Genomic DNA, 23,510 nt, shown 5'->3' with positions numbered 1-23,510 from the left:
GCTTGCTTAATTGGCATCTTAGTTGTTGATTTAGCATACTAAGTACTGAAGAGCCGAATATTTTCTATAAAAAGTAAGAATAAAAAGTTATGTACAGCTAGATTGACTAATCGGTGACAGTCTAAACAAAAAGCAATTATAGTTAGTTGGTGAGAACAGCTTTTAGGAGGATACTTGATTATGGGTCGGCAAAGTTCCCTGATGCTATTTTCAGGGAGTCTGTCCTTAGGACTCATGTTAGTGGCTCTCTTACCCGCACAGGCAGAGATACAGTCTAGACTGGCAAGCCAAAATCCAACCCTACCGGGTCATTCAGTTTTTCAAGTGACATTTGAACCTCCGGGTGATGGGAAACCTGATAATACGGTGGGAGGAGCTTCTCGCGATAGTGGGCAATGTCTCCAAGATGCGATCACCTCCCAACAGACGATTACGCCATTGATGCCAACCACTAATCGGGGATTAACGCTGGTAGAGCGTCCAACTTTCTTTGTTTATGTCCCTCAAACATCTGCACAAAAAGCATTTTTTTCTCTTAAGGATAAAGACGAGAGTTATTATTATCAAGCAACGTTACCAATGCCTGAAACGTCTGGCATTGTTAGCTTAAAGCTTCCAGCGGATGCACCTGCTCTTGAAATTGGCAAGAGCTATCAATGGTCGTTTGTCACAATCTGCGGAGAAAGACTTGCTGTTGACGATCCAAGAGTTGAAAGTCAGATTCAGCGAATTGAACTTAATACAGAATTCAGTAGTCAGCTCAAGAATCTATCACCCCTAGAGCGGGCAGCCGTGTACGGAGCTGATGGCATTTGGTACGATACTGTAGCAACGTTGGCAGAGCTAAGGCGATCGCAACCGAATGATCTAACCTTAGCCGCTACTTGGGAAAACTTATTAAAGTCAGTGGGGCTAAACGCGATCGCAACTAAGCCACTACTACAATAGGGTTTTAAATTATCAGGACACTACATAATCAATGGCTAATGGCTGATAGTAATTAAATACTCCAAAGTCAATAATTAGCAATCAGCAAAGGGTCAACTTTTAAGTATTACTGATTGCTGATGGTATATGCGGCAAAAGCTCAAGCGACGAATTTGGAAATGGCGAGAGGTACTGATTATTGCCCCTAGTGTAGCGGGCTTAGTCGTCGCTGCGAACTCGCTGGGATTTTTGCAACTGTCGGAATGGGTGACTCACGATCACTTTTTTCGTCTACGTCCTAGGGAGCCTGTTGATACACGCCTTATTATTGTCACTATTGATGAGTCGGATATTCAAAAGGTTGGGCAATGGCCGATTTCTGATGCTGTCCTGGCAAAAGTCATTAAAAACCTGAAAGCACAAAAGCCTAGAGCCATTGGTCTGGATATTTACCGGGATTTGCCAGTAGAACCAGGTCATCAGGCATTGGTGAATGTGTTTAAATCAACACCCAATCTTATTGGTGTTGAGAAGGTGGTTGGAAAGACTATTGCACCATCAAAAACCTTGAGCCAGCTTGAGCAAGTGAGCATGGCTGATTTGGTATTAGATACGGACGGCAAGGTTCGCCGAGGCTTATTAACGATTAAAGGACAGGATGGTCAAACTAGAGAAAGCCTAGGAGTAAAACTGGCTTTAATGTATCTCAAAAGGGAGAACATTACCCTTGAGGTGATTAATCCTAAAAAGAAGCATTACCGATTGGGTAAAGCCGTATTTACGCCCTTTACGGGTAATGAAGGTGGTTACATCAAGGCAAATTCTGGTGGCTACCAAATTTTGTTGAATTTTCGCGGGACACAAGAAAACTTCCGGACTGTATCGCTTACAGATGTTCTAGAAAATCGCATTTCATCAGACTTGGTACGCGATCGCATTGTCCTGATTGGCTCCACGACACAAAGCCTCAACGACTATTTCTTCACTCCCTACTCCAGTACGATTTTTAATACTCGTGGCAGGTTCTTCTCTAGTCCTGAGCCAATGCCGGGTGTAATGATTCATGCCAATCTAACGAGCCAGATTTTAAGTACAGCCCTAGAAGGACGACCTTTGATTAAGAGTTGGGAGGAACCTGTCGAGTGGTTGTGGATTTTGGGTTGGTCTTTGGCTGGCAGCACACTGAGTTCAGCTTTGCTGAAGGTAAATCTGTTCAGAAAGAATGTATTGCTGAGATGGACAGTCCTTGGTCTGTGCATTATCTCAGCGGGGTGTATTTTGCTCACGGGCAGCTACGTCGTCTTTGTTGAAGGAGGCTGGTGGATACCTGTGGTTTCCCCATTTCTCGCATTCACAGGCTCTGTGATTGCGATCGCTCTTTACCAAACACTAGAATTGCAGCGTGAAAAGGTTGACCTGGAAATCTTATTGGAGACTACCGCCGAGCATTACGATTCCATGACCACCGAGTTGCAGCACCAAGCTGAGACAGCGATGCGCCATAGTGAGCGGCGGTTGGCTCAATTTCTAGACGGTGTGTCAGTGGGGGTAGCTGTGCTTGATGCAACAGGTAAACCCTACTTTACTAATCAGAAAGCTATTGAGTTGCTGGGTAAAGGGGTCGTAGCCTCAGCAACCGTTGATCAGTTATCAGAGGTTTATCAAATCTATCTCGCAGGTACAAATCAGATTTATCCTGTAGAAAACTTATCCATCGTGCGTGCGTTGAGGGGTGAACGTACCACCACTGATGATATAGAAATTCATCGAGGAGACAAGATTATCCCGCTCGAAGCTTGGGGAACGCCGATCTATGACGACTTGGGTAACATTGCTTATGCGATCGCTGCCTTTCAAGACATCACTGAACGCAAACGGGGAGAATTAGAGCGACAAAAGTTTATTGATAAACTCTATGAACTCAATCAGGCAAATGCACGCTTTGTGCCACGCCAATTTCTCCAGTTGTTGAATAAAGAAAGTATTAGTGATGTCAAATTAGGCGACCAGGTAGCGCTTTTCATGTCAGTTCTCTTCGCCGATATTCGTAACTTTACAACTCTCTCGGAAAAGATGACTCCCCAAGAGAATTTCAAATTTATCAATGCCTACCTGAGCCGCATGGAGCCTACAATTATTGAAAATAATGGCTTTATTGATAAATATATCGGCGATGCAATTATGGCTCTATTTAGTCGCAGTGCTGATGACGCAGTTAAAGCCGGAATCGATATGTTACATCGACTTGCCGAATATAATACAACAGGGACTTGTCAGGAACGTCCACCCATCCAAATCGGCATCGGTATCAACACGGGTTCTCTAATGTTGGGGACAGTAGGAGGATACAACCGAATGGATGGCACTGTGATTGGTGATGCTGTAAATTTAGCCGCCCGCCTAGAAGAATTGACAAAAGATTATGGAGTGTCGCTCGTTATTTCTCATCATACTTTTCTGTGTTTACATCACCCCGTTGAGTATTGTTTCCGCTTTATCGATCAGGTCAAAGTTAAGGGTAAATCAGAAATCGTCTCAGTCTTTGAAATCTTTGATGCCGATCCTCCAGAACTGAGAATAGGGAAGCTACTCACAAAATCAATGTTTGAACAAGCCCTATTTCTTTACAATATGAATTCGCTTAGGGAGGCAGGAAAGCTACTTCAAGATTGCCTGAAAATAACGCCTAGGGACACAGTTGCTCAAATTTATCTAGAACGCTGTCAGCAAATCGAGATCGCTGCTCTTGTCGATTAATTCTTGGATCTGGCGAGAGCAGGACTGCTAACATAGTTTGTCATACCTGAGCTTAGGAGTGCCTTCAGTGGGTTTGATTGACGATCTCAATCGGTTTCTTGAAAACCGCCTAGAGGAATTTATCCGCAATAACCCTCATCTAGAGTTACAGGCACTAGAGGAGCAGCTACGGGAGCAGGAAGAAGACACGCTCCGGTTAGTTGCTGACTTACAGCTTGAGCAAAAGCGTTTGCAGGATGATATTCTTGCGATCGCCCAAGATATCCAACGCTGGCACGCACGGGTTGACAAGGCAAGGTCGGCAGGTAGAGAGGATTTAGCTCAAGGCGCTCAAGAGCGAGAGTCAGCTCTATTGCGTCAGGGGAACCAACGCTGGGGACAGATGGAAGGGCTAAAGCAGCGAATTACCCAAGCTAAGGAGTTACAGCGTCAGATTCAAGTTCGTCGGCAGGAAGTGAAGGCAAAAGCGACTGAGGTGGAAGCTGCGCGTGCTAGTAGTTATCAGTCTCCTTCTGGGTCGGAGGCATTTGCCTGGAACCAGAGTAGCAACCGAAATATCCCTAGTGGAGCAGACCCCTTAGATGATAAGTTTAGGCGCTGGGAAATGGATGACGAGTTGGAACAGCTGAAGCGGAATATAGGACGATAATCATTAATTTAAAATTCAAGCGAGCGTCCGTCCCAGTCAGTAGCCAGTGGTCGAAGGTCAGAGCGAAAGCGATCGTATCGCTCATAGGTTAGTCCTCAAATGTAGTACTTTCTCTTTCCCCTCATCACCTCATCACCTCATCACCTCATCACCTCATCCTCTTCTGTCTTCCCTTGCTCTTTCTTGAGTCGGGCGATTGATGATGAAGGAAATTGGTCGATTCGCTTTCGGCATTGGTGTGGCAGCCGATGGATTGAGCGTCGCCCAGTCCGCTTGCTTTGTAAAACCGATTGAAGGAGATTGTCCTTGATTCGCCTCAGCTTGGTCATGCTGTTGGAAAGACCAGCCCGCATATTTGCCGTAGTTAGATGCGATCGCTAGTATTGCTCCAGCCAAAATAAATACTGGCAGAGGTATGGTGAAGTGTCTCACCCATTGATAAAACTCTGCCATGCCAAACACGAGTATAAAACAGGTTATCCAGACTCTCATCACTCGATTCCTCGCCCATCCAATGTACGTCTTTAACTCCTGTTTACCAAAATAAAGCGCAAGAGCCAACAATAGCATCTCGCGCCGTACTCAACTATTTGAGTTGCAACAGGAAGTTTATCTACGCCTTGACAGCGTATTGCGCTTGATTAGCAGTCAATCGTTCGTAGGTTGCTCGCATTTTCAGACCAACGAGAACCTGGAACAATCCAGAGCCGTTGTTAGAGCCTGGTGCGTCTCGATGCTTGAGCAACAACTCACTCATCTCGCCGTAGTGCTTGGTTGAGGTGTTGCTGAGGTGACTTTCGATGTAAATCATCTCCTCTAGATTGTCAAACTGACCATCTACTTCTAAGACTGAAACATCGTGACCGAAGTAGCTGTCTGGACCATAGAACAGTTTGATACCAGGGTAGGCGCAAGTTAGCTTGCGTCCACAAGGTCTCCAGTCAATGGTTGACCCTTCATCAAACAGATACACTGGATCGAAGCCTTCCACACCGTCTCGTTGAATTAAGCGCACACGCAGGAGTTTGCTTTCCTTGTCCTCCTTCAAGAGTTCGGTGGGCAAAATCTGGATAACGACATCGGCGTGTTCTTTTTGTGGCTCAATGTAAGCCGAAAAATCTGGGCGTCTGGCATTAATTGCTGCTAGCACATCCTCATAGCGGTGACCCCGCTCTGCCATATCTCGCTGGATTTTCCAGTTAATTTTGACCTCATCGCTGATGTCAAGGTAAACGCTGAAGTCAAGAAGCGATCGCACCCGCTCATCATATAGTGGGTGAAGCCCCTCAATCACAACGACTTTATTAGGTTTCACCAGCTCTGGCGGGTCAAGTTCACCAGTCTCGTGGTTATAAATCGGCTTATTAATAGACTGACCTTCCTTGAGCGCTTTGATTTGCTCATACATCAGGTCAAAGTTATTTGCCTTAGGGTTTAATGCTGTAACTTTTTGTTCTTTACGCTGTTTGCGATCCAGACTATGGTAGTCATCCAAACAAATCACAGTCATAAACTCTTTGCCAAACAGGTCTTCCAAGCGGCGCAAAAATGTTGATTTACCGCACCCTGAATCTCCGGCAACACCGATTAATACCACGCGGTCTAGCTGAGTGGTCATATCTTCCCTCTAACGTAAAACATATTCTCAAATAGATCTTCCAGCAAGTCAAAGCCTCTAGCCGTGGGTCAACCCCTCTGTTTTAGTGCGATTTAACGACACATCATGAAGGCACAATGTGCGTTATGACTGCCTCTTTAGGGAAGACTTTAAGCTTGGTACGGCGTAAGTATTTACTACTAGCTGCTAACAGTGAATTTTACCAAAACAAGGTTACCCGTACAAGGCTTACTGCAAACAGCATCATCTCGCCTCAGTATTTATGCTAAGGTAGCTCGTGCATTTTGTGTAAAGAAAACCTGAAATTGACTCAATATTGACAGTTTTTGAGTTGATGACTATGTAACTTATGGAGTGGAGGCATTACAGTTGGCTTTCCTACGACAACTGTAAAACAGGACTGGGCATAGCTTTACAATGTTACGCTAAGAGTGCTTTCGTCGGCTCTACGCGAGCATATCCCGAATCCAACAGTGGAATCGGCTTGTGGTGAAAGGGCGCGTTTTAGCAACAGATTAAAGTTTGGGCAAGGAGATATTGAAGCAATGTACAGTCCTAGCGCGGCTACTAATTCCGCCAACACTACGGAATTTGGTAGTCGTATGTTTGTTTACGAAGTGATTGGTCTACGTCAGAACGAAGAAACCGACAAACTGAACTACCCGATTCGTCGAAGCGGTAGTGTGTTTATCACAGTACCCTACAGCCGAATGAATCAGGAGATGCAGCGCATTGCCCGTATGGGTGGAAAAATTGTTAGCATTCAGCCTCTAACTGCTGACAATGGTGTGAAGGTCGAAGCCGCACCAAAAGCTGAACCAGAAGCTAAACCAAAAGCTGAACCACAGCAAACCAAGTCAGAAGAGAAAGGCAAGTCCATGACTCAAGCAAAAGCGAAAACTGACATTCCCGTCAATATCTACCGGCCTAATGCTCCTTTTATTGGTCGGTGTCTATCGAATGAAGAGCTAGTTAAGGAAGGTGGAATCGGCACTTGTCGCCATCTAACCTTCGACCTCTCTGGAGGAGATTTACGCTACTTAGAAGGTCAAAGTATTGGCATCATTCCAGCCGGAACAGATGACAAAGGCAAACCTCATAAGCTTCGGCTTTACTCAATCGCCTCAACTCGCCATGGTGACCATTTGGATGACAAGACTGTCTCCCTATGTGTCAGACAGCTAGAGTATAAGCATCCTGAAACAGGCGAAACCGTTTATGGCGTTTGCTCTACTTTCCTGTGCAATCTCAAGGAAGGAGATGAATTAAAAATCACGGGACCAGTGGGTAAGGAAATGTTGTTACCCGAAGACCCGGAAGCCAACATTATCATGATGGCAACGGGTACTGGAATTGCACCATTCCGGGCTTTCCTGTGGCGGATGTTCAAAGAGCAGAACGAAGGTTACAAGTTCAAGGGTTTGGCTTGGTTGATCTTCGGTGTCGCTACTACTCCTAACATTCTTTACAAGGAACAGCTAGAGGAGATACAGCAGCAGTTTCCGGATAACTTCCGCGTTACCTATGCCATCAGCCGGGAACAAAAGAATGCTGAAGGCGGCAGAATGTACATCCAACATCGATGTGCCGAGAACGCTGAAGAACTCTGGAACCTGATGCAAAACGAGAAGACTCACGGCTTCATCTGCGGTTTAAAGGGTATGGAAGACGGCATTGATGCTGCCCTTTCCTCCGCCGCCGAAAAGCAAGGTGTTACCTGGTCTGAGTATCAAAAGCAAATGAAGAGGGCTGGTCGCTGGCACGTTGAAACCTACTAGGTTTATCTCGTCGTGTACTTAATCGGCAATTAGCCCTACTCAAATTTAACTGGCGCGTCTGCTCTTTAGGCTTCTGCTAAAAGATGCAGACGCGCTAATACTTTTGGGAGATAAATCGGTCAAATACTTGACAATTAGTCGTTTTTCATGTGTTTCCAATCCCTACTCTCAGTCGCCTTCAAAATGAGAGCGGCTTGCTTAGAGCATGAAAATTAAGTTAAATTTAGTTAAGATAACGTTACAAGTGCTTGTCTTCACCTTTATACAGCTCAAAACCCGACAGTTTTGATAAAACGATGGATAGGTAGTAAGAGTAAAGTTTTCTGTTCATTCAATTCTTTAGCTGGGCTTTGCTTGCCCCAATGGTTCTGTAAGGCTACTACCAGCGTGTATGACCAGTATTTAGAGGTAAATAACAGATGAAAATTTCTTGGAGAATAATATTACTTTGGACATTACCTGCCCTTGTTATTGGGTTTTTCCTCTGGCAGGGAACATTTTCTACCGCTGCCAGTGATATGGGTAAGAATACAGCTAGTACTCGCATGACCTATGGTCGCTTCTTGGAATACCTGGATGCTGGTCGAGTCACTAGTGTTGACCTCTATGATGCTGGTCGGACAGCAATTGTTGAAGCGGTCGATCCGGAACTGGATAACCGAGTGCAACGGCTACGAGTTGATCTGCCAACGAACGCCCCAGAATTAGTTGCCAAGCTAAGAGAGGCGGATATCACTCTGGATTCACATCCAATGCGGAACGATGGTGCCATCTGGGGATTGCTCGGAAATTTAATTTTTCCAATTCTCCTAATTGCTGGGCTGTTTTTCCTCTTCCGTCGTTCTAGCAACATCACAGGTGGCCCCGGTCAAGCGATGAACTTTGGTAAGTCACGCGCTCGGTTCCAGATGGAAGCGAAAACTGGTGTTTTGTTTGATGATGTGGCAGGGATTGAGGAAGCTAAAGAAGAACTACAAGAAGTTGTTACCTTCCTCAAACAGCCAGAACGCTTCACAGCCGTTGGCGCACGTATTCCTAAGGGTGTCCTCTTAGTTGGGCCTCCGGGTACAGGAAAAACTCTCCTGGCAAAAGCGATCGCAGGTGAAGCGGGAGTGCCTTTCTTCAGTATCTCCGGTTCAGAATTCGTTGAAATGTTCGTTGGTGTCGGTGCTTCCCGCGTCCGTGACTTGTTCAAGAAAGCCAAAGAAAACGCTCCTTGCCTCATCTTCATTGATGAAATTGACGCAGTTGGAAGACAGCGTGGCGCAGGTATCGGTGGGGGCAACGATGAAAGAGAGCAAACCCTGAACCAGTTGCTCACGGAGATGGACGGATTTGAAGGAAATACCGGGATTATCATCATCGCAGCGACTAACCGTCCTGATGTCTTGGATTCCGCCCTATTGCGTCCAGGACGTTTTGACCGTCAAGTGATGGTCGATGCGCCTGATATGAAAGGACGTATCGGTATTTTGGAAGTTCATGCTCGTAATAAAAAACTAGCGCCAGAAATCTCCATAGAAGCGATCGCACGGCGTACTCCTGGATTTACAGGTGCAGACCTCGCCAACCTGCTGAACGAAGCGGCAATCCTTACTGCCCGTCGCCGTAAAGAAGCGATTACGATGGCTGAAGTTGATGACGCTGTTGACCGCGTTGTAGCGGGGATGGAAGGCACTCCACTCGTAGACAGCAAGAGCAAGCGCTTAATTGCTTACCACGAAGTTGGACATGCGATCGTTGGCACAGTTCTCAAAGACCATGACCCCGTACAGAAAGTTACCTTGATTCCTCGTGGACAAGCTCAGGGTTTGACCTGGTTTACTCCTAACGAAGAACAAGGCTTAATTACTCGCTCTCAACTCAAAGCTCGGATTAGTGGAGCTTTGGGAGGCAGAGCGGCAGAGGAAGAAATCTTTGGCGATTCTGAAGTGACAACAGGTGCTGGTGGTGACTTACAGCAAGTGACGGCAATGGCGCGGCAAATGGTAACGCGCTTTGGTATGTCAGACTTAGGTCCACTCTCGCTGGAAAGTCAAGAAGGAGAAGTATTCCTCGGTGCTGGTTTGACCTCAAGAGCAGAGTACTCAGAAAAAATTGCCACACGGATTGATGACCAAGTACGCACAATTGTTGAGCATTGCCATGAAGATGCGCGGCGAATCATGCGGGAAAATCGTGTCGTGATTGACCGTCTGGTTGACCTCTTAATCGAGAAGGAAACCATTGATGGTGAAGAGTTCCGCCAGATTGTTGCAGAGTACACGGAGGTTCCTGACAAGGAGCAATTCGTTCCTGTGCTGTAATCTCAAATACTTAAGTAAATAAATCGATGGAGATGGTAAAAATCATCTCCATTTTTTTGCTTAAAATCCTGTCTTTTCAAGCCTCTGGTTCAATTCCGGCTGCCCTGAGTTGTGCGGCTAATCGTTCAGCTCGTTCTGAACCCCACAGCAGTAGTTCTCCATTTTCATCCCACCATCGTAACCAGTAGCCTGTGCGATTTTCCCTAGTTCCTTGCCATACTCCTAGGAATAACCCCATTTGGGCAACCCAATAACGGTTATTGGCATCGGGGTTTTGTAGCTGATACTGTGCCGAATCATCCAACTGATAAACTTCTAGCTCCCCTGCATCCGGTTCAAAAATGACGTAGTTGGGAACCTCTAGAACTCGCTGGTAGAAAAACCACTTACCTGGGGGGTAGGTAGGCTTGCTGGAATATTCACCCCCTTCTGTATCAGAGAGAAATTCCATAACGATGGCTGGAATATTGCCTTGGAGTCGGGGTGTGTAACTACGTTTGACTTCTTCGCGTGGAACCCCAATAGATGGAACATAAGCCCAGTCTGGAGCTTTCACAACCATCTTTTGATTGACAGTGGCGCAGATGCCGTAGTTGGTAGTGATTAGGGCATTAGCTGGAAGCTTTCCAGCAATTTCCAAGCTTTCGGTTAAGGCTGCGGCAAGGGACGGTTGATTGAGGTTGTCCACTGGCTCATCGTCTAGAACGAAGTCATCTGGTAGCTTTTCCCAAGTAATTTCGTAGTTGGCGGTACTGGCTAACATGGTATGACTCTGTAGTTAAATCGTGCGTTTTACTGTAGTGATTTGCGGTGCATGATGAAATTGTAAAAGCGATCGCGTCGTTGCTTCACTAGTCTAGTAGCGTTCTGTAGAAATCGCTCCATCTTGACTCTATAAAATTTGCTGCTACGCGATCGCTTTTCAGTCATCGTGTTAGAAGCGATCACCACAAACATCAATAGTTATGAACTTTGTAAGCAACCTCTTTTTTTTCTTTCTTGCGATTATCGCTAGCTTTTGGATCAGTGGCTTTTGGATTGCCCACACCTTTACCCCTTCATCTTCTTATCAGCCTCTTGAAGTTATAGACGGCGCAGGGTTGTACAAACAACAACTAACTGACGGCAATGAAGCTTATCTGCAAGTGATTGACCTGCACAAAATGCAAATAGATCAACTGGTTGGAGAGGTAGATAATATGGGTCTGGAGCAAGGGAAATATTATCAGGGCGAAGGTGAGTATTACAGCCCTTTCTTTAAAATGAAGCTATTTGAGGAAGTCACCGACGAATACAAAGAACTATACGGCGATACAGTTTTTTCCCTCATTAACTGTTCTTTTTTTGAACAATATAAGTCCAGTTCACAGTTATCCTTCCCAATTAAATTTAATGGTGAAGTTATCACTGCTGGACATAGCCCCTATGGCCCTGTCAGCGAACCCGCAGATAAATTTTATAGTGATATCCGATTGAAGGCTTTGGTCTGGGATGATTCAGCAGCGTATATTACAGATTACGAACCGATTAGTGGTTCGCCTCTGAACCAAAGCAGTGTTAAAAATGCAATTGTCAGTTACCAGTACAGTGACCATCCAGCTAAGGTATTAGGCAAAAATCAAGCGAATCGATATCATGTCATCGGTACACTAGACTTTGATGGTATTAAAGGTGACGAGCTGCTGTTGATTATGACAGTGAACAGAGCCACACTGGACGAAGCAGCCGATTTATTACATCAATTAGGGGTTAAAGGGGACATCATAACCATTGACGGCGGCAGTTCGACTTACTTGTTCAATTCCCGAAAGGGGAATATTATCCTACCTCAACCAGCTAATCAGGAAGATAATCCAGTCTTCCGCAAGCTACCGCATTACCTGGGATTCCGCACCAAAGGCAAAAATCTAGTTTCGCCACTCATCAAAGTTAGCCAGCCTGCTGGTAAGGTGCAGTTGGAGGAGAAAAAGCCTTATCTCATTTTGTGGAGGGACAATCTCGACAGCGATGTGACGATTGAGTTGAATAATGGAACCGAACGTGTCCAAGTCATCTCTTCTCGTACCGCCAGTGATGGGGTTTATGAGTGGATGCCCCAAAGTCCCGTGCAAGAGGGTTATTCTCTTCGGATTTCCAGCCTGAAAAACCGGAGAATCTTCGGTACGTTCCAATTGAAATGAAGAGTGAAGTACCTATACATTACGCGATCGCATAGTCGAGATTCTTGGGAAGGGCGATCGTCTTCATGAGTAGTAGCTACGTTGATTAACTCTATTGGAAAAAGTAACTCGTCATCATCGCAAAACTCGCCTTGAATCATATTGTTCCAGAAACTCCTGTTTCATCAATTCGGAACAAAAATGTCTTAGTATTCGGGTAAGTCTGGCGCACTTTATGTAAGATCGCTATTTTATCGTTATCAAGAATATAGTTTCCACTATCTGGCTCAATTACAATATACGAATTGTTGTGAGTTTTGATTAGCTGAGGCTGTAATCGATCAAAAATTAGTTGGCAGCGCTGATACAACGCTTCTGTTTCAGCTTTCGACTGAGCTATCTTTTGTGGAGACCACTGGATATGGGGGAATAATCTTCCCCGACGAACTTGGCGGGTGGATTTTGCTTCTGTCATTGTTGGTTCTCCGTTTGCGATGAAACTACCTATTCTAATACTCTAGATATCGGAACAACACAAGAAAATTGAGTACCAATTTTTGCTTTAGTCCATCGGTGAAATTATACTAGTCATTACAAACGTTTCAACGTGTTCCACGCTATCTTAAAAATTTAAAATTAGTATGGATTATCTCAAAGCATTCAAGGCGAATACAGGACTAATTGAAAAGTTTAGAGAAGGTAATGCTTATTTAGCTTGGTCAATGGCTCTTTATTTAGACTATCTAGATGCAGAGCAATTAGCTGCTGATTCTCTTACGGATGACGGCAATGACAAAAAGATTGACTTCATATATTTAGACTGGGATTCAAAGAGACTAGTCTTCTCTCAAGGCTATTATTCTTCTAGGAAAGTTGACAGTGCGCCTGCCAACAAAGCGTCTGATTTGAATACGGCATCTGCTTGGCTAATGTCGGGAGATTTAAATGAAGTTCCTGATAGGTTAAGAACTATTATTAAGGACTGCCGTAAAGCTATAGACAATGGAGATATAGAGCAGATTGATTTGCTTTATGTTCATAATCTACCAGAATCAGTCAATGTATCTAAGGAACTGATTACTACCGCTACCCACCTTTCAAGAAGTTTGCCAAGCGAGGCAAATATCAATGTTGTTTATCGTGAACTAGGAATTGAGACCCTGGAGCGTCTCTATTGGGCACAAGAGTCATCTATTGCAGTTAAGGAGAGCGTTGAATGTCCTAGTCAAGTTCAGTTTACTGAGATGGGACCTTTATGGCAATCTGCGATACTATCTGTTCCCGGAACATGGTTAAGAGATATTTTCAATAAATATGGTGATGACTTGTTTTCGGCAAATTATCGAGGTTTTCTAGGTATAACTAAGCGCTGAAAAATCAACACTGGCATCCGACAATCAGCAGAGAATGAGCCAAGTAACTTCTGGGTATATAACAATGGAATTACTATTCTTACACTGGGATTTGAAGGAAGTAAGCGGAATTGCACAACAACTCTGCAAGGTATTTCGATTATCAATGGTGCCCAGACAACCGGTTCAATTGGTTCAGTAGATATTAATAAGTACGATCTAAAAGAAGTAAAAGTTATCTGCCGTATTATCCAATGTTCAGATGCAGATACTATTAGTCAAATAGTCAAGTATAACAATACCCAAAATGAAATCAAAACTTGGGATCAGTATAGTAATAGTCCTGAACAAAAGCGTATTGCTGGTGAATTCAGAAGCTTTGGTTATGAATACTCCCTGAAGAGAGGATTTAGTTCATCTCAACTAGGGATTGAGCAAGTCATCCAGCCAATGCTTGCATTTGTTGGTGATTGTACAAGCGCTAGTCGAGGTAAAAATGCGCTATTTGAGCGTCGCAGTTCCTATGATCAAGCATTTAAAGACAAGAAGGCAAGGCATATTCTGTTTGTACATAGTCTTTCAAAAGCAATATATGCACGAAAAATTGAGCTTAGTAGAAAGCAGGCTAATCATAGTTTAGTTACTATTGAGGAAAAGCAAATATCTTTATTCAGAAACCTGGCATTTAAAAGTTTTCTGATAGCTGTTGTGGGAAGGTGTCTGGAATCAATAATTGGTGAAAAGGTTGATTTATCACAAGTTGCTTTCACCCCTGAAGCAGCTAATATTAGCAATAAATCAATTAATGATTTGATTGTATTATGGCTACCAATTGTAACTGCCGTTTTAGCATTTGTTTCAAATGTAATCGATAAAGATTTATCAGAAATATTATCTGAAGCTAATGCTCTCGAAAGTGTTTCTAGCAAGGTTAGCACTGCTATTTATGTCAGTCAGACTACTAATCCTAATCCGGTCTTTACGTCTTTCAAAAGCTTTGTGTCTCCTAGGGGTTAAGCGATCAGTCTTTAAGCCACAGGTATACTGCCTCAATTTGAGCTTCTGTCCTAACTTCATAATGCCCTACTTTTGCTGCATTCCCTAGTCAAACGCCTCAAGCGGGGGGTTCTACCTGCGTCTACATCCTCTAGTCCTCGTTGGATTCCTGCGATCGCCTTTTGCACAAAGACGTAGAGGAGCGATCGCTTCCACCAACCTCTTCAACCCTAATGTTTAGATACAATCAAACCAGGCATATGTTAATCCAGGTGTAACACGACTGCACCAACAGAAATTCGTCAGAGAGCTAAGGAGTTGGTTGACCAACTACCAGGAGAATGCTTGGCTAAAGCACTTGAGTTTTTAGAATCCTTGTGCGGCCAAGCGAATCAGACGAGCAAAGTAACAGCCTCAAGGCAAGAAGAAGAGGCGTTACTACAAATTATTCAGCGCCGACTGCCAGAAGACAACCAGATTAGGCTGACTTATCTACGTCAGCGCAATGAGAATGGAGAGATTACAGACACAGAGGCTCAGGAGCTACTAACTTATGTAGACCAGATAGAGCATCAAGATGCAGAACGAGCTGAGGCTTTAATTCAACTGGCTAAACTCCGAGAGGTTCATTTGAAAACCTTAGTCAACGAGTTTTTGCCCTGTTTCTCTCAAACTCTCACTAATCCTCTCATCGCCGCCAGTTGCTTCCCAATTCAACCAATGCGTGTCACAAACTGATTCACACGTGGTCTACCAAAGCGTTCCCAAGCACTACCACCGCGTAAGAAAAGCTCCATCCAACGTACAGGTTCTCCTTGATCGATAGCCCAACCGGAACTCCCCGGAGCAAACGCTAGAGTCCCCTCCGGAACATCAAATGTACCGTCTGAGTACACGGCATCACTCACTACATCCCCAATCCGAATCACCACTTTAGTTTGGGGTTGCAAATTAATACTTGAGGCAGGAATCGTCGTTTTGATGTTCCCATAGCCATCAATCCAAGCAACTCTGTCAGTTGGTGGGTCAGGGATTTGCTCAGGCTTCAGGGCTGTTCCCAAGAGGCTGAGGTCATCCTTAGCAATAGCAGCAGCAGCACCAGGAAATACATCCCGCGAACGGAACTGTGAGCCACCTCTAGAGACATTGAGAATGTGTAAGGCTTTTACTTGGTTTTTGATAAAGGAAAGTGTGTAACCCGCGTTGACACCAACGACCTTGACCCCATTCGGCAGTAGGGCATAAGTCAATCCCTCCCCTTCATTATCGGGTCTCGGTTCCGAGTCATCCTTGCGAGGAGCGCAATTGTGATAAATCAATCGTTCTTCCGGACCAGGATTCAGCCCAAGTTGAGCAATCCAAAACCCTGTTGCGAGGGTACTAAACGGAGGGACTGAGAGTAAGTAAGTTTGGGATGAAGGCAATAGCCCAGTTAGACGCTGTGCTACCTCAGCAAAAGCTGGGTCGCCTGTGCCGTAGTCAGCAATGAGGCAGATGAACATAGGGTGTTGCGTTGTAATAACAAAAAACGGTAGAGAAGACTGACCTCCCTACCGTTTAATTTAAAGCTAACTGTTGATCGTTGCTTAACTCAAGTGAAGCTTCTTACTCAGCCGTTTGAGGTAAGAGTTCTCGCTTCTCACCAGGTAGCACCTTCACGTTACCAGCCTCATCAACATCGACAATCGCGGTATCTCCATCTTTGATGCTACCGCTGAGTATTTGCTCAGCTAGAACATCTTCTAAGAGGCGCATGATTGCTCGACGCAGCGGACGGGCACCGTAGCTGGGGCTGTAACCCTCTTCCACCAACCGATCTTTGAACTTGTCGGTCACTTTCAAGGTAATACCCTGTTCTGTGAGGCGACCAAAGACCTCGTTGAGCATGATCTCGGAGATTTCCTTCACCTCGTCCTTCGTCAACTGGCGGAAGACGATAATCTCATCAAGACGGTTGAGGAATTCTGGGCGGAAGTACTGCTTGAGTTCTTCGTTGACCAGCGATCGAATACGGTTGTACTGAGACTCGGCAAGGTTTTCGCCAAACTCGAAGCCAAGACCACCGCCACCTTTCTCAATCACCTTAGAACCAATGTTTGAGGTCATAATCAGCAGGGTGTTCTTGAAGTCCACTGTCCGACCCTTAGCATCGGTGAGACGCCCGTCTTCAAGGATTTGCAGCAGCATGTTGAAGACATCGGGGTGTGCTTTTTCGATTTCATCGAACAGCACCACAGTATAAGGACGACGACGAACCGCTTCGGTTAGCTGACCACCTTCGTTGTAGCCCACATATCCTGGAGGTGAACCAATCAGCTTAGAAACTGTATGGCGCTCCATGTATTCCGACATATCCAAGCGAATCATCGCATCTTCCGAACCGAAGAAGTAGGACGCTAAGGACTTCGCCAATTCTGTCTTACCAACCCCGGTAGGACCAGAGAAGATAAAGCTAGCAATGGGTCGGTTGGGGTTCTTTAAGCCTACCCGTGCCCGACGAATCGCCCGCGAGACAGCTTTAACGGCATCCTCTTGACCAATCAGCCGCTGATGCAAGGTATCTTCCATGTGCAGCAGCTTCTCAGACTCAGACTCGGTGAGCTTGTTCACCGGAACACCTGTCCAAGAGGCAACAATGTGGGCGATGTCTTCCTCATTAACAACAGGAGAAGCATCTTCGGCACCCACTTCAGTCTTTTTGCTTTGTGCGATCGCGCGAATTTCGGCTTTGATTTCCATTTCGCGATCGCGCAGTTCCCCAGCCTTATCAAAGTCTTGGGAACGAACCGCATCGTCCTTATCCTTCAGCACTTGACGCAGTTCCTTATCCAACTCCTTCGCCGCTGGTGGCAACTGGGAGTTGATCAAGCGAACCCGGCTTCCGGCTTCATCCACCAAGTCAATTGCCTTATCGGGCAAAAAGCGGTCAGAGATATAACGATCTGAAAGCTTCGCTGCCGCTTCTAGCGCTTCATCTAAGATTTTGAGCTTGTGGTGCTGCTCGTAGCGTTCGCGTAAACCGTAGAGAATCTCAATCGTCTCTTCGACCGACGGTTCACCAACCATTACAGGCTGGAAACGACGCTCCAGTGCGGCATCCCGTTCAATATGCTTGCGGTATTCATCCAGCGTTGTCGCACCGATGCACTGGAGTTCACCCCTTGCCAATGCCGGCTTCAGAATGTTGGCGGCATCAATCGCACCTTCCGCCGCACCAGCACCAATCAGGGTGTGAACTTCGTCAATGACTAGGATGACATTCCCAGCTTGACGAATCTCATCCATGATTTTCTTCAAGCGCTCTTCAAACTCCCCTCGATACTTGGTGCCAGCAACTAGCAAACCAATATCCAGAGTAACGACCCGCTTTTCTTCGAGGATGTCGGGTACGTCATTGTTAGCAATCCGCTGAGCCAATCCTTCTGCGATCGCTGTTTTACCAACCCCAGGTTCTCCAATCAACACAGGGTTGTTCTTCGTGCGGCGTCCCAAAATTTGGATTACCCGCTCAATTTCCTTAGCACGCCCGACCACGGGGTCAAGCTTGCCTTCGGACGCCATCACCGTCAAATTCGAGCCAAATTCATCGAGTGTTGGTGTCTTTGTGCGCCCGGTGGAAGCTCCTGCTGAGACTTCTGCCGTCTCACCGAGCATCCGAATCACTTGTGTTCTTACCTTGGTCAGATCAACTCCCAAGTTTTCCAACACTCTAGCGGCGACTCCTTCTCCTTCCCGGATTAACCCCAGAAGCAGATGTTCCGTGCCGATGTAGTTGTGCCCTAGTTGGCGAGCTTCTTCTAGAGAAAGCTCTAGAACCCTCTTGGCTCTAGGGGTAAACGGAATTTCTACCGCAACGAAGCCGGAACCCCTGCCGATGATTTTCTCTACTTCAATTCGAGCGTCTTTGAGATTGACACCCATCGACTTGAGGACTTTGGCGGCGACGCCCGTCCCTTCCCCAATCAAACCCAGGAGAATTTGCTCCGTGCCGACAAAGTTGTGCCCCAGGCGACGTGCCTCTTCCTGGGCCAGCATGATCACCTTAATGGCTTTTTCTGTAAAGCGTTCAAACATGGCGTAATTCCATCACCTGTTGCGTGCCCGTGTAAGCTGATTTTAGCATAGGGCAATTCTCCGGCTGTCTGTTTTACGACAACCGGATGCAATGATTTTGGTTGGGATTTCCCTACCTAATCAGTGGGGATCTTTGGGAATGTAGGTTTTTGCCTTAGGGATTAGCTAACTCTTTAGGGATGCTCATCTCGCTTGACTAGTAGTCATTTGAGCCTCCTTGTAGAGGGCGAATTTTTTGAGCAAACAATTGCTGGTTTGATACCCTAGCTTGCCTCCTCAATGGCTTCGTCTGTCCACAGTTGCCAATCCCCTAAGGTGAGTTGACGTTCTACTTGTTGGTAACAATGGGTAAGAGTTTCCTCAAATTCCTGCGCTTGCAGACCGCCGCGCCAGAGAATTAGAGCATCTTCCCCCGTGTCTTTGTAGTAGCGTCTGCGTCGTCCAGCTTCAGTAAAGCCAAACTTGTGATAAAGAGACAATGCTGCTTGATTCGATGGCTTCACCTCCAAGGTTGCCCACTCCAACTGACGTTTTTTAGCATCCCGAAGCAAAGCATACAGCATTAATTGACCCAGCCCTTGACGCTGGTAGTTTGGATGCACCGCAAGAATTGTAATATGAGCCTCCTCTAAAATCGACCAGTAACAACCTAATCCCAGTAAGGATTTTTGAGAGGTCGGGTCGGCTTCAATCTCTGCCTTGAGCGAGTTTTGAGTAAAGCTTTCAGACGATACGATTGGGAATCCGGATTCCTTGGTCTCTCGCCGCGCTTCTAAAACCAGCAACTGACTGCTGGGACTATCCAACTCTCGCTCGTAACCCGATCGCGTCCAAAGTCCGCCAAAGCACAGTTCGTCTAGTTTCACGACTGCGCTCAGCTCTGCTGCTGTTAGCGGATGGAGTTCTAAGAAAGTCACAGCCCTCAATTGTACACTGATTAAGGAGACCCAAGGCGGAGCATCTTTGTCGGCTCCTCGCCAGTTCCGCCTTTAAAGCCAACCAAGGAAAACAATTACATTATGCGATCGACTTTCTCTGCCCAGGTGCAAAATACTGGATGTCAGTATCTCTCCTCACCCACTAGTCCACTCTCTGAGCGTTCACCCAATCAGGAACTGCTACCTCTGTCGGCTAAAGTCAACAGCCATGACTGCTTGGAAATTGGTGGCTGTGATGTGAAGACGTTGGTAGAGCAATTTGGTTCCCCTCTCTATATTTTAGATGAGGTAACCCTAAGAACGGCTTGTCGCCAGTACCGCGATGCCTTTGCTCGTTACTACACAGGGGAATCACTTGTCCTCTATGCTTCTAAGGCTTGGAGTTGTCTTGCCGTTTGTGCGATCGCTTCTTCTGAAGGCTTGGGGATCGATGTGGTTTCAGGCGGTGAACTCTATACGGCAATCAAAGCAGGTGTCAGTGCTGAGAAGCTCTATTTCCACGGCAATAACAAATCAATCGCTGAACTGGAGTTAGCGATCAAGAGCGGTTGCACCATTGTGGTGGATAACTGGCTAGAGTTACAGACTTTGGCAGACATTGCCGGGACGTTCCAAGAGCAACCGCTTCGGATTATGCTGCGGCTGACTCCAGGGATCGAGTGTCACACCCATGAGTACATTCGCACGGGACACCTCGATAGTAAGTTTGGTTTTGATCCCAACGCCTTAGACGATGTTTTTGCCTTTATTAGCCAACACCCAATCCTGAACTGCATTGGCTTACACGCTCATATTGGTTCTCAGATTTTTGAGAGGCAACCTCACAGAGATTTGGCGGGTGTTCTTGTAGATTCTCTGAATAAAGCCTCGCGCTACGGGTTGCGAATTCAAGAGTTAAATGTTGGGGGTGGTTTGGGGATTCGTTATACAGAATCAGATGATCCCCCAAGTATTGACGAGTGGGTAAAAGGGGTTTGTGAAGCGCTTGTCGCCGTTTGTGAGGAGCAGCAGTTGCCCTTACCGAAGCTTCTTGCTGAGCCAGGGCGATCGCTTATTGGGACAGCCTGTGTCACTGCCTATACTTTAGGTAGCCGTAAGGTAATTCCAGAAATGCGAACCTACTTGGCAGTTGATGGCGGGATGTCCGATAATCCTCGTCCAATTACCTACCAGTCGGTATATCGCGCTGTTGTTGCTAATCGGATGTCAGCTGCCCTCACACAAACCGTTACCATTGCGGGTAAACACTGCGAATCGGGAGATATTCTCATCAAAGAAGCAATCGTGCCTCAAACAGAGCCAGGAGATATCTTTGTGGTGATGGGCACTGGAGCCTACAATTACAGCATGGCATCTAACTACAATCGTCTACCTCGACCAGCAGCGGTGTTAGCAAACGAAGGGGAAGCTCAGCTAATTTTGGAGCGAGAAACCTACGAGGATTTAATTCGGCAGGATCGTTTACCAAAACGACTGACCTGAACCTGTTTGTTGAGGCAGGGTAAGACTATTTTTGAGCGTGTCTCAAAAAGCTATAGTCCAATAAGGAGGAGAAGCCACTCTTGAACTGTAAAGTGCTAAGAGAGGTAGCTCAGATTGTAAAGCTTGTGTCAAGAAAGGACGCGATCGCAAAATTAACTTGTGGCGAGTGTAAAAATCTATAAGCAGCTCAATCGTATTGCCAACGGTTTATGCCTAAGGAACGTGGATTAGATAATTCAGGACTTACGCACGGCAACACACTGTAAGGGCACACGCAATGCGCCTTGCTCCTACGACAGAACCAGGCTTTAACGATTCACTGTGTAAGTCCTGTAATTGACAAAATTCAAAACCTATAGGGGCATTGCCCTGTCCTGCCCCTAACCAAGGAATTGAAGGTTAATAAATCCATACTCCTAAGCCGTTAGGTATAAATCAAAACAACAGTATGTTTTGTGGTTATTGGTTGCGGGTTGGAGAGTGGTAGATTAAAAAGTCTTGTAATAAAGACGTTTTAGCCATTTGCTCCAACTTGTTCAAGACCTAAAAACTAATTAGGAACAATCTCCTTAACTGATATTGATTTATACCTACCGACTGAATACCTAACAACTGGCGGCTTTATCCCGCTAAAATCAAGCCAGAATCAAGCATCCAAATAGCTAATCTTATTAAAGTCCAATGCCCCCGTCGTCATTGCCGCCGTCGTCGGGACCTGTTTCTGACCCCAGCTGGGCGCAGTCCTTGTTGCTTCACAGCATCGATGTTGGATTGGTTCTGGCGCTTACTTATCTGGTACTCCTGATCATTGGGGAACGCCGCACCTTGTGGATGGTTCGGGGTTTAATTGTCCTAATGTTGGCAGCAGCGCTCAGTAATCGCCTAGGGCTGACGCTGTTGAGTTTTGTGCTAGAAAAGTTGGTGGTTGGTTCAGCCGTGGCAATGGCTGTGATCTTCCAATCAGAGTTTCGCCGCTTTCTAGAACAAGTAGGGCGGGGAGAAATTATGCACTTGTTTCAAGTGAGGCGACGCCCAAACCCAAAACCAGACAGTGTAATTGATGAAATTGTGGACGCTGTTAAAGAATTATCCCAAAATCGGGTTGGCGCTCTGATGATAATGGAGACGAGTGGTCCGATTGATGAGCGGGATGTTTCAGTACCGGGTGTTCAGCTTAATGCTGAGATTTCTAAAGAGCTGCTACAGACAATTTTCCAGACATCTACACTGTTACACGATGGGGCAGTCCTGATTCGTGATTCTCGTGTGGCTGCTGCTGGTGTAATTTTACCCCTTTCAGACCGCACGGCTTCGCGGCGACTGGGAACCCGACATCGAGCAGCAATGGGAATTACAGAGCGTGTCGAAAACTGCCTTTGTATAGTTGTATCTGAAGAGACAGGTTCAATTTCTTTGGCGGAAAGAGGAACCCTGAACCGACCATTAACCAGTAGTAAATTGAAAGAGTTGCTAGAGGCGAGATTTTCGACCGCTGTTGACCGTGAGGCAGTCGCTCCAGGGTTACGCAGTTTTGGTCGCCAAATTAAGTCTAAGGGAAGGAGAATGGTTTTGCGTTTACTCCGTCTTCCGTCATCAACTTCTCAAGAGAAGAAATGACTTATATGCCAACTATCTTACAAGAATTACCAAGTGACCTTGACCAAGACCGTTTGCCCAGGCATGTGGCAGTGATTATGGATGGAAATGGGCGCTGGGCTAAACGTAAAGGCCTACCCCGAATTATGGGTCACCGACAAGGGGTAGATGCCCTCAAAGGGTTGCTACGGTGCTGCAATGATTGGGGAATTCAAGCCCTCACCGCTTATGCATTTTCTACAGAGAACTGGGGACGTCCACATGAAGAGGTGGATTTCTTAATGACGCTGTTTGAGCGGGTGTTGATGCGAGAACTCCAGGAGATGATGAAGGAGAATGTGCGGATTCAGTTTGTCGGGAATTTAGCAGATTTACCCCGTAGTCTCCAGGAACAAATTGATCGCTCAATGCGAGAAACGAAGAATAATCGTGGCATTCAGTTCACTGTTGCCACCAACTATGGAGGACGGCAGGAAATCTTGCACGCTGCCCGTGTGATCGCAACACAAGTACAGCAAGGTCACCTCCAACCGGATGAGATTGATGAGGCGCTGTTTTCACGTCACCTCTATACAGCCAATGTCTGTGACCCTGATTTGCTCATCCGCACCAGTGGAGAAATGCGCCTCTCGAACTTCCTGTTGTGGCAAATGGCTTATGCTGAACTCTATATCACAGATGCGCTTTGGCCAGATTTTGACCGGGTGCAGTTTCATCAGGCTTTGTCTGCCTATCAGCAACGCGATCGCCGATTTGGAAAAGTGTGAAATTTTAGATGCAGTAGCTCCAATGGAGCTGTTCCGCTAACAGATTTGGGATTTTGGATTACAAGGTTACTGATAAAGCCCGCAAACTTTTGGCTTTAACCTACTAACCGA

General features: G+C 46.0%; 20 protein-coding genes. 12 read left to right on the top strand and 8 right to left on the bottom strand.

Annotated features, from left to right (window positions below; translation table 11 throughout):
* Positions 1–180: 180 nt before the first annotated feature.
* The 3 genes from AC5JL3_RS09760 (at position 181) to AC5JL3_RS09750 (ending at position 4,333) form a co-directional block, all read left to right on the top strand.
* On the top strand, positions 181–948 hold the full coding sequence (locus AC5JL3_RS09760) for a DUF928 domain-containing protein (protein ID WP_496074297.1): 768 nt from the start codon (positions 181–183) through the stop codon (positions 946–948).
* A gap of 126 nt (positions 949–1,074) precedes the next feature.
* Positions 1,075–3,684: a CHASE2 domain-containing protein gene (locus tag AC5JL3_RS09755; RefSeq protein ID WP_496074296.1), complete on the top strand. Its 2,610-nt coding sequence runs from the start codon at positions 1,075–1,077 to the stop codon at positions 3,682–3,684.
* 67 nt (positions 3,685–3,751) lie between these two features.
* Complete coding sequence (locus AC5JL3_RS09750) at positions 3,752–4,333, top strand: TIGR04376 family protein (protein WP_496074295.1); 582 nt, start codon at positions 3,752–3,754, stop codon at positions 4,331–4,333.
* 153 nt (positions 4,334–4,486) lie between these two features.
* On the opposite strand, the gene AC5JL3_RS09745 is transcribed toward AC5JL3_RS09750, so the two are convergent.
* Positions 4,487–4,825 (bottom strand): hypothetical protein, encoded by a 339-nt coding sequence (locus AC5JL3_RS09745; RefSeq protein ID WP_496074294.1) that lies wholly within the window; start codon positions 4,823–4,825, stop codon positions 4,487–4,489.
* A 121-nt stretch (positions 4,826–4,946) separates the two neighbouring features.
* Positions 4,947–5,951: a phosphoribulokinase gene (locus AC5JL3_RS09740; protein ID WP_496074293.1), complete on the bottom strand. Its 1,005-nt coding sequence runs from the start codon at positions 5,949–5,951 to the stop codon at positions 4,947–4,949.
* Positions 5,952–6,496: 545 nt separating this feature from the next.
* Between AC5JL3_RS09740 and cpcD/petH the strand changes: the two genes are divergently transcribed.
* Both cpcD/petH and ftsH2 read left to right on the top strand, forming a co-directional pair.
* A complete protein-coding gene (cpcD/petH, locus tag AC5JL3_RS09735) occupies positions 6,497–7,729 on the top strand; it encodes a bifunctional rod-capping linker CpcD/ferredoxin--NADP reductase PetH (protein ID WP_496074302.1) in 1,233 nt (410 codons plus the stop codon).
* A 419-nt stretch (positions 7,730–8,148) separates the two neighbouring features.
* On the top strand, positions 8,149–10,035 hold the full coding sequence (gene ftsH2 / locus AC5JL3_RS09730; protein WP_496074292.1) for an ATP-dependent zinc metalloprotease FtsH2: 1,887 nt from the start codon (positions 8,149–8,151) through the stop codon (positions 10,033–10,035).
* A gap of 76 nt (positions 10,036–10,111) precedes the next feature.
* Here ftsH2 and AC5JL3_RS09725 read toward each other — a convergent pair whose 3' ends face one another.
* Together AC5JL3_RS09725 and AC5JL3_RS09720 are read right to left on the bottom strand one after the other, a co-directional pair.
* Complete coding sequence (locus AC5JL3_RS09725) at positions 10,112–10,798, bottom strand: Uma2 family endonuclease (RefSeq protein WP_496074291.1); 687 nt, start codon at positions 10,796–10,798, stop codon at positions 10,112–10,114.
* A 29-nt stretch (positions 10,799–10,827) separates the two neighbouring features.
* Entirely contained in the window at positions 10,828–10,992 is a 165-nt protein-coding gene (locus tag AC5JL3_RS09720; RefSeq protein WP_496074290.1) for a hypothetical protein, read from the bottom strand.
* Between the two features lie 8 nt (positions 10,993–11,000).
* Here AC5JL3_RS09720 and AC5JL3_RS09715 point away from each other — a divergent pair, with 8 nt between their 5' ends.
* Positions 11,001–12,215 (top strand): phosphodiester glycosidase family protein, encoded by a 1,215-nt coding sequence (locus AC5JL3_RS09715; RefSeq protein ID WP_496074289.1) that lies wholly within the window; start codon positions 11,001–11,003, stop codon positions 12,213–12,215.
* 136 nt (positions 12,216–12,351) lie between these two features.
* On the opposite strand, the gene AC5JL3_RS09710 is transcribed toward AC5JL3_RS09715, so the two are convergent.
* Positions 12,352–12,669: a hypothetical protein gene (locus tag AC5JL3_RS09710; protein ID WP_496074288.1), complete on the bottom strand. Its 318-nt coding sequence runs from the start codon at positions 12,667–12,669 to the stop codon at positions 12,352–12,354.
* 166 nt (positions 12,670–12,835) lie between these two features.
* Between AC5JL3_RS09710 and AC5JL3_RS09705 the strand changes: the two genes are divergently transcribed.
* The 3 genes from AC5JL3_RS09705 to AC5JL3_RS09695 all read left to right on the top strand — a co-directional run bounded on the left by AC5JL3_RS09705 (position 12,836) and on the right by AC5JL3_RS09695 (position 15,280).
* Positions 12,836–13,567 (top strand): hypothetical protein, encoded by a 732-nt coding sequence (locus AC5JL3_RS09705; RefSeq protein ID WP_496074287.1) that lies wholly within the window; start codon positions 12,836–12,838, stop codon positions 13,565–13,567.
* A 3-nt stretch (positions 13,568–13,570) separates the two neighbouring features.
* Positions 13,571–14,563 (top strand): AIPR family protein, encoded by a 993-nt coding sequence (locus AC5JL3_RS09700; RefSeq protein ID WP_496074301.1) that lies wholly within the window; start codon positions 13,571–13,573, stop codon positions 14,561–14,563.
* A 297-nt stretch (positions 14,564–14,860) separates the two neighbouring features.
* Positions 14,861–15,280: a hypothetical protein gene (locus tag AC5JL3_RS09695; protein WP_496074286.1), complete on the top strand. Its 420-nt coding sequence runs from the start codon at positions 14,861–14,863 to the stop codon at positions 15,278–15,280.
* Here AC5JL3_RS09695 and AC5JL3_RS09690 read toward each other — a convergent pair.
* The 3 genes from AC5JL3_RS09690 to rimI form a co-directional block, all read right to left on the bottom strand.
* Positions 15,256–16,044 (bottom strand): SAM hydrolase/SAM-dependent halogenase family protein, encoded by a 789-nt coding sequence (locus AC5JL3_RS09690; RefSeq protein WP_496074285.1) that lies wholly within the window; start codon positions 16,042–16,044, stop codon positions 15,256–15,258. The two genes, AC5JL3_RS09695 and AC5JL3_RS09690, sit on opposite strands and share 25 nt — an antisense overlap.
* Before the next feature lie 103 nt (positions 16,045–16,147).
* Positions 16,148–18,616 (bottom strand): ATP-dependent Clp protease ATP-binding subunit, encoded by a 2,469-nt coding sequence (locus tag AC5JL3_RS09685; protein WP_496074284.1) that lies wholly within the window; start codon positions 18,614–18,616, stop codon positions 16,148–16,150.
* 263 nt (positions 18,617–18,879) lie between these two features.
* Positions 18,880–19,533, bottom strand: coding sequence for a ribosomal protein S18-alanine N-acetyltransferase (rimI, locus tag AC5JL3_RS09680; protein ID WP_496074283.1), 654 nt, complete (start codon positions 19,531–19,533; stop codon positions 18,880–18,882).
* A 102-nt stretch (positions 19,534–19,635) separates the two neighbouring features.
* Here rimI and lysA point away from each other — a divergent pair, with 102 nt between their 5' ends.
* The 3 genes from lysA (at position 19,636) to uppS (ending at position 23,399) form a co-directional block, all read left to right on the top strand.
* On the top strand, positions 19,636–21,036 hold the full coding sequence (gene lysA / locus AC5JL3_RS09675) for a diaminopimelate decarboxylase (RefSeq protein WP_496074282.1): 1,401 nt from the start codon (positions 19,636–19,638) through the stop codon (positions 21,034–21,036).
* 681 nt (positions 21,037–21,717) lie between these two features.
* A complete protein-coding gene (cdaA, locus tag AC5JL3_RS09670; protein ID WP_496074281.1) occupies positions 21,718–22,653 on the top strand; it encodes a diadenylate cyclase CdaA in 936 nt (311 codons plus the stop codon).
* Positions 22,650–23,399: an undecaprenyl pyrophosphate synthase gene (gene uppS, locus AC5JL3_RS09665; protein WP_496074280.1), complete on the top strand. Its 750-nt coding sequence runs from the start codon at positions 22,650–22,652 to the stop codon at positions 23,397–23,399. Before cdaA ends, uppS begins: the two co-directional genes overlap by 4 nt.
* Positions 23,400–23,510: the final 111 nt, after the last annotated feature.

This window comes from Symplocastrum torsivum (genome assembly GCF_059505465.1).
The sequence above is the reverse complement of the archived record's forward strand: the minus strand, read 5'-3'. Positions and strand labels throughout refer to the sequence as shown.

Excerpts from the sequence above, each read along its gene's own strand:
- AC5JL3_RS09715 (WP_496074289.1), top strand. The coding sequence starts at position 11,001 with ATGAACTTTGTAAGCAACCTCTTTTTTTTCTTTCTTGCGATTATCGCT.
- AC5JL3_RS09690 (WP_496074285.1), bottom strand. The coding sequence starts at position 16,044 with ATGTTCATCTGCCTCATTGCTGACTACGGCACAGGCGACCCAGCTTTT.
- AC5JL3_RS09720 (WP_496074290.1), bottom strand. The coding sequence starts at position 10,992 with ATGTTTGTGGTGATCGCTTCTAACACGATGACTGAAAAGCGATCGCGT.
- uppS (WP_496074280.1), top strand. The coding sequence starts at position 22,650 with ATGACTTATATGCCAACTATCTTACAAGAATTACCAAGTGACCTTGAC.
- AC5JL3_RS09685 (WP_496074284.1), bottom strand. The coding sequence starts at position 18,616 with ATGTTTGAACGCTTTACAGAAAAAGCCATTAAGGTGATCATGCTGGCC.
- AC5JL3_RS09740 (WP_496074293.1), bottom strand. The coding sequence starts at position 5,951 with ATGACCACTCAGCTAGACCGCGTGGTATTAATCGGTGTTGCCGGAGAT.
- lysA (WP_496074282.1), top strand. The coding sequence starts at position 19,636 with ATGCGATCGACTTTCTCTGCCCAGGTGCAAAATACTGGATGTCAGTAT.
- AC5JL3_RS09725 (WP_496074291.1), bottom strand. The coding sequence starts at position 10,798 with ATGTTAGCCAGTACCGCCAACTACGAAATTACTTGGGAAAAGCTACCA.
- cpcD/petH (WP_496074302.1), top strand. The coding sequence starts at position 6,497 with ATGTACAGTCCTAGCGCGGCTACTAATTCCGCCAACACTACGGAATTT.
- AC5JL3_RS09705 (WP_496074287.1), top strand. The coding sequence starts at position 12,836 with ATGGATTATCTCAAAGCATTCAAGGCGAATACAGGACTAATTGAAAAG.
- ftsH2 (WP_496074292.1), top strand. The coding sequence starts at position 8,149 with ATGAAAATTTCTTGGAGAATAATATTACTTTGGACATTACCTGCCCTT.
- AC5JL3_RS09755 (WP_496074296.1), top strand. The coding sequence starts at position 1,075 with ATGCGGCAAAAGCTCAAGCGACGAATTTGGAAATGGCGAGAGGTACTG.
- AC5JL3_RS09760 (WP_496074297.1), top strand. The coding sequence starts at position 181 with ATGGGTCGGCAAAGTTCCCTGATGCTATTTTCAGGGAGTCTGTCCTTA.
- cdaA (WP_496074281.1), top strand. The coding sequence starts at position 21,718 with ATGCCCCCGTCGTCATTGCCGCCGTCGTCGGGACCTGTTTCTGACCCC.
- AC5JL3_RS09745 (WP_496074294.1), bottom strand. The coding sequence starts at position 4,825 with ATGAGAGTCTGGATAACCTGTTTTATACTCGTGTTTGGCATGGCAGAG.
- AC5JL3_RS09710 (WP_496074288.1), bottom strand. The coding sequence starts at position 12,669 with ATGACAGAAGCAAAATCCACCCGCCAAGTTCGTCGGGGAAGATTATTC.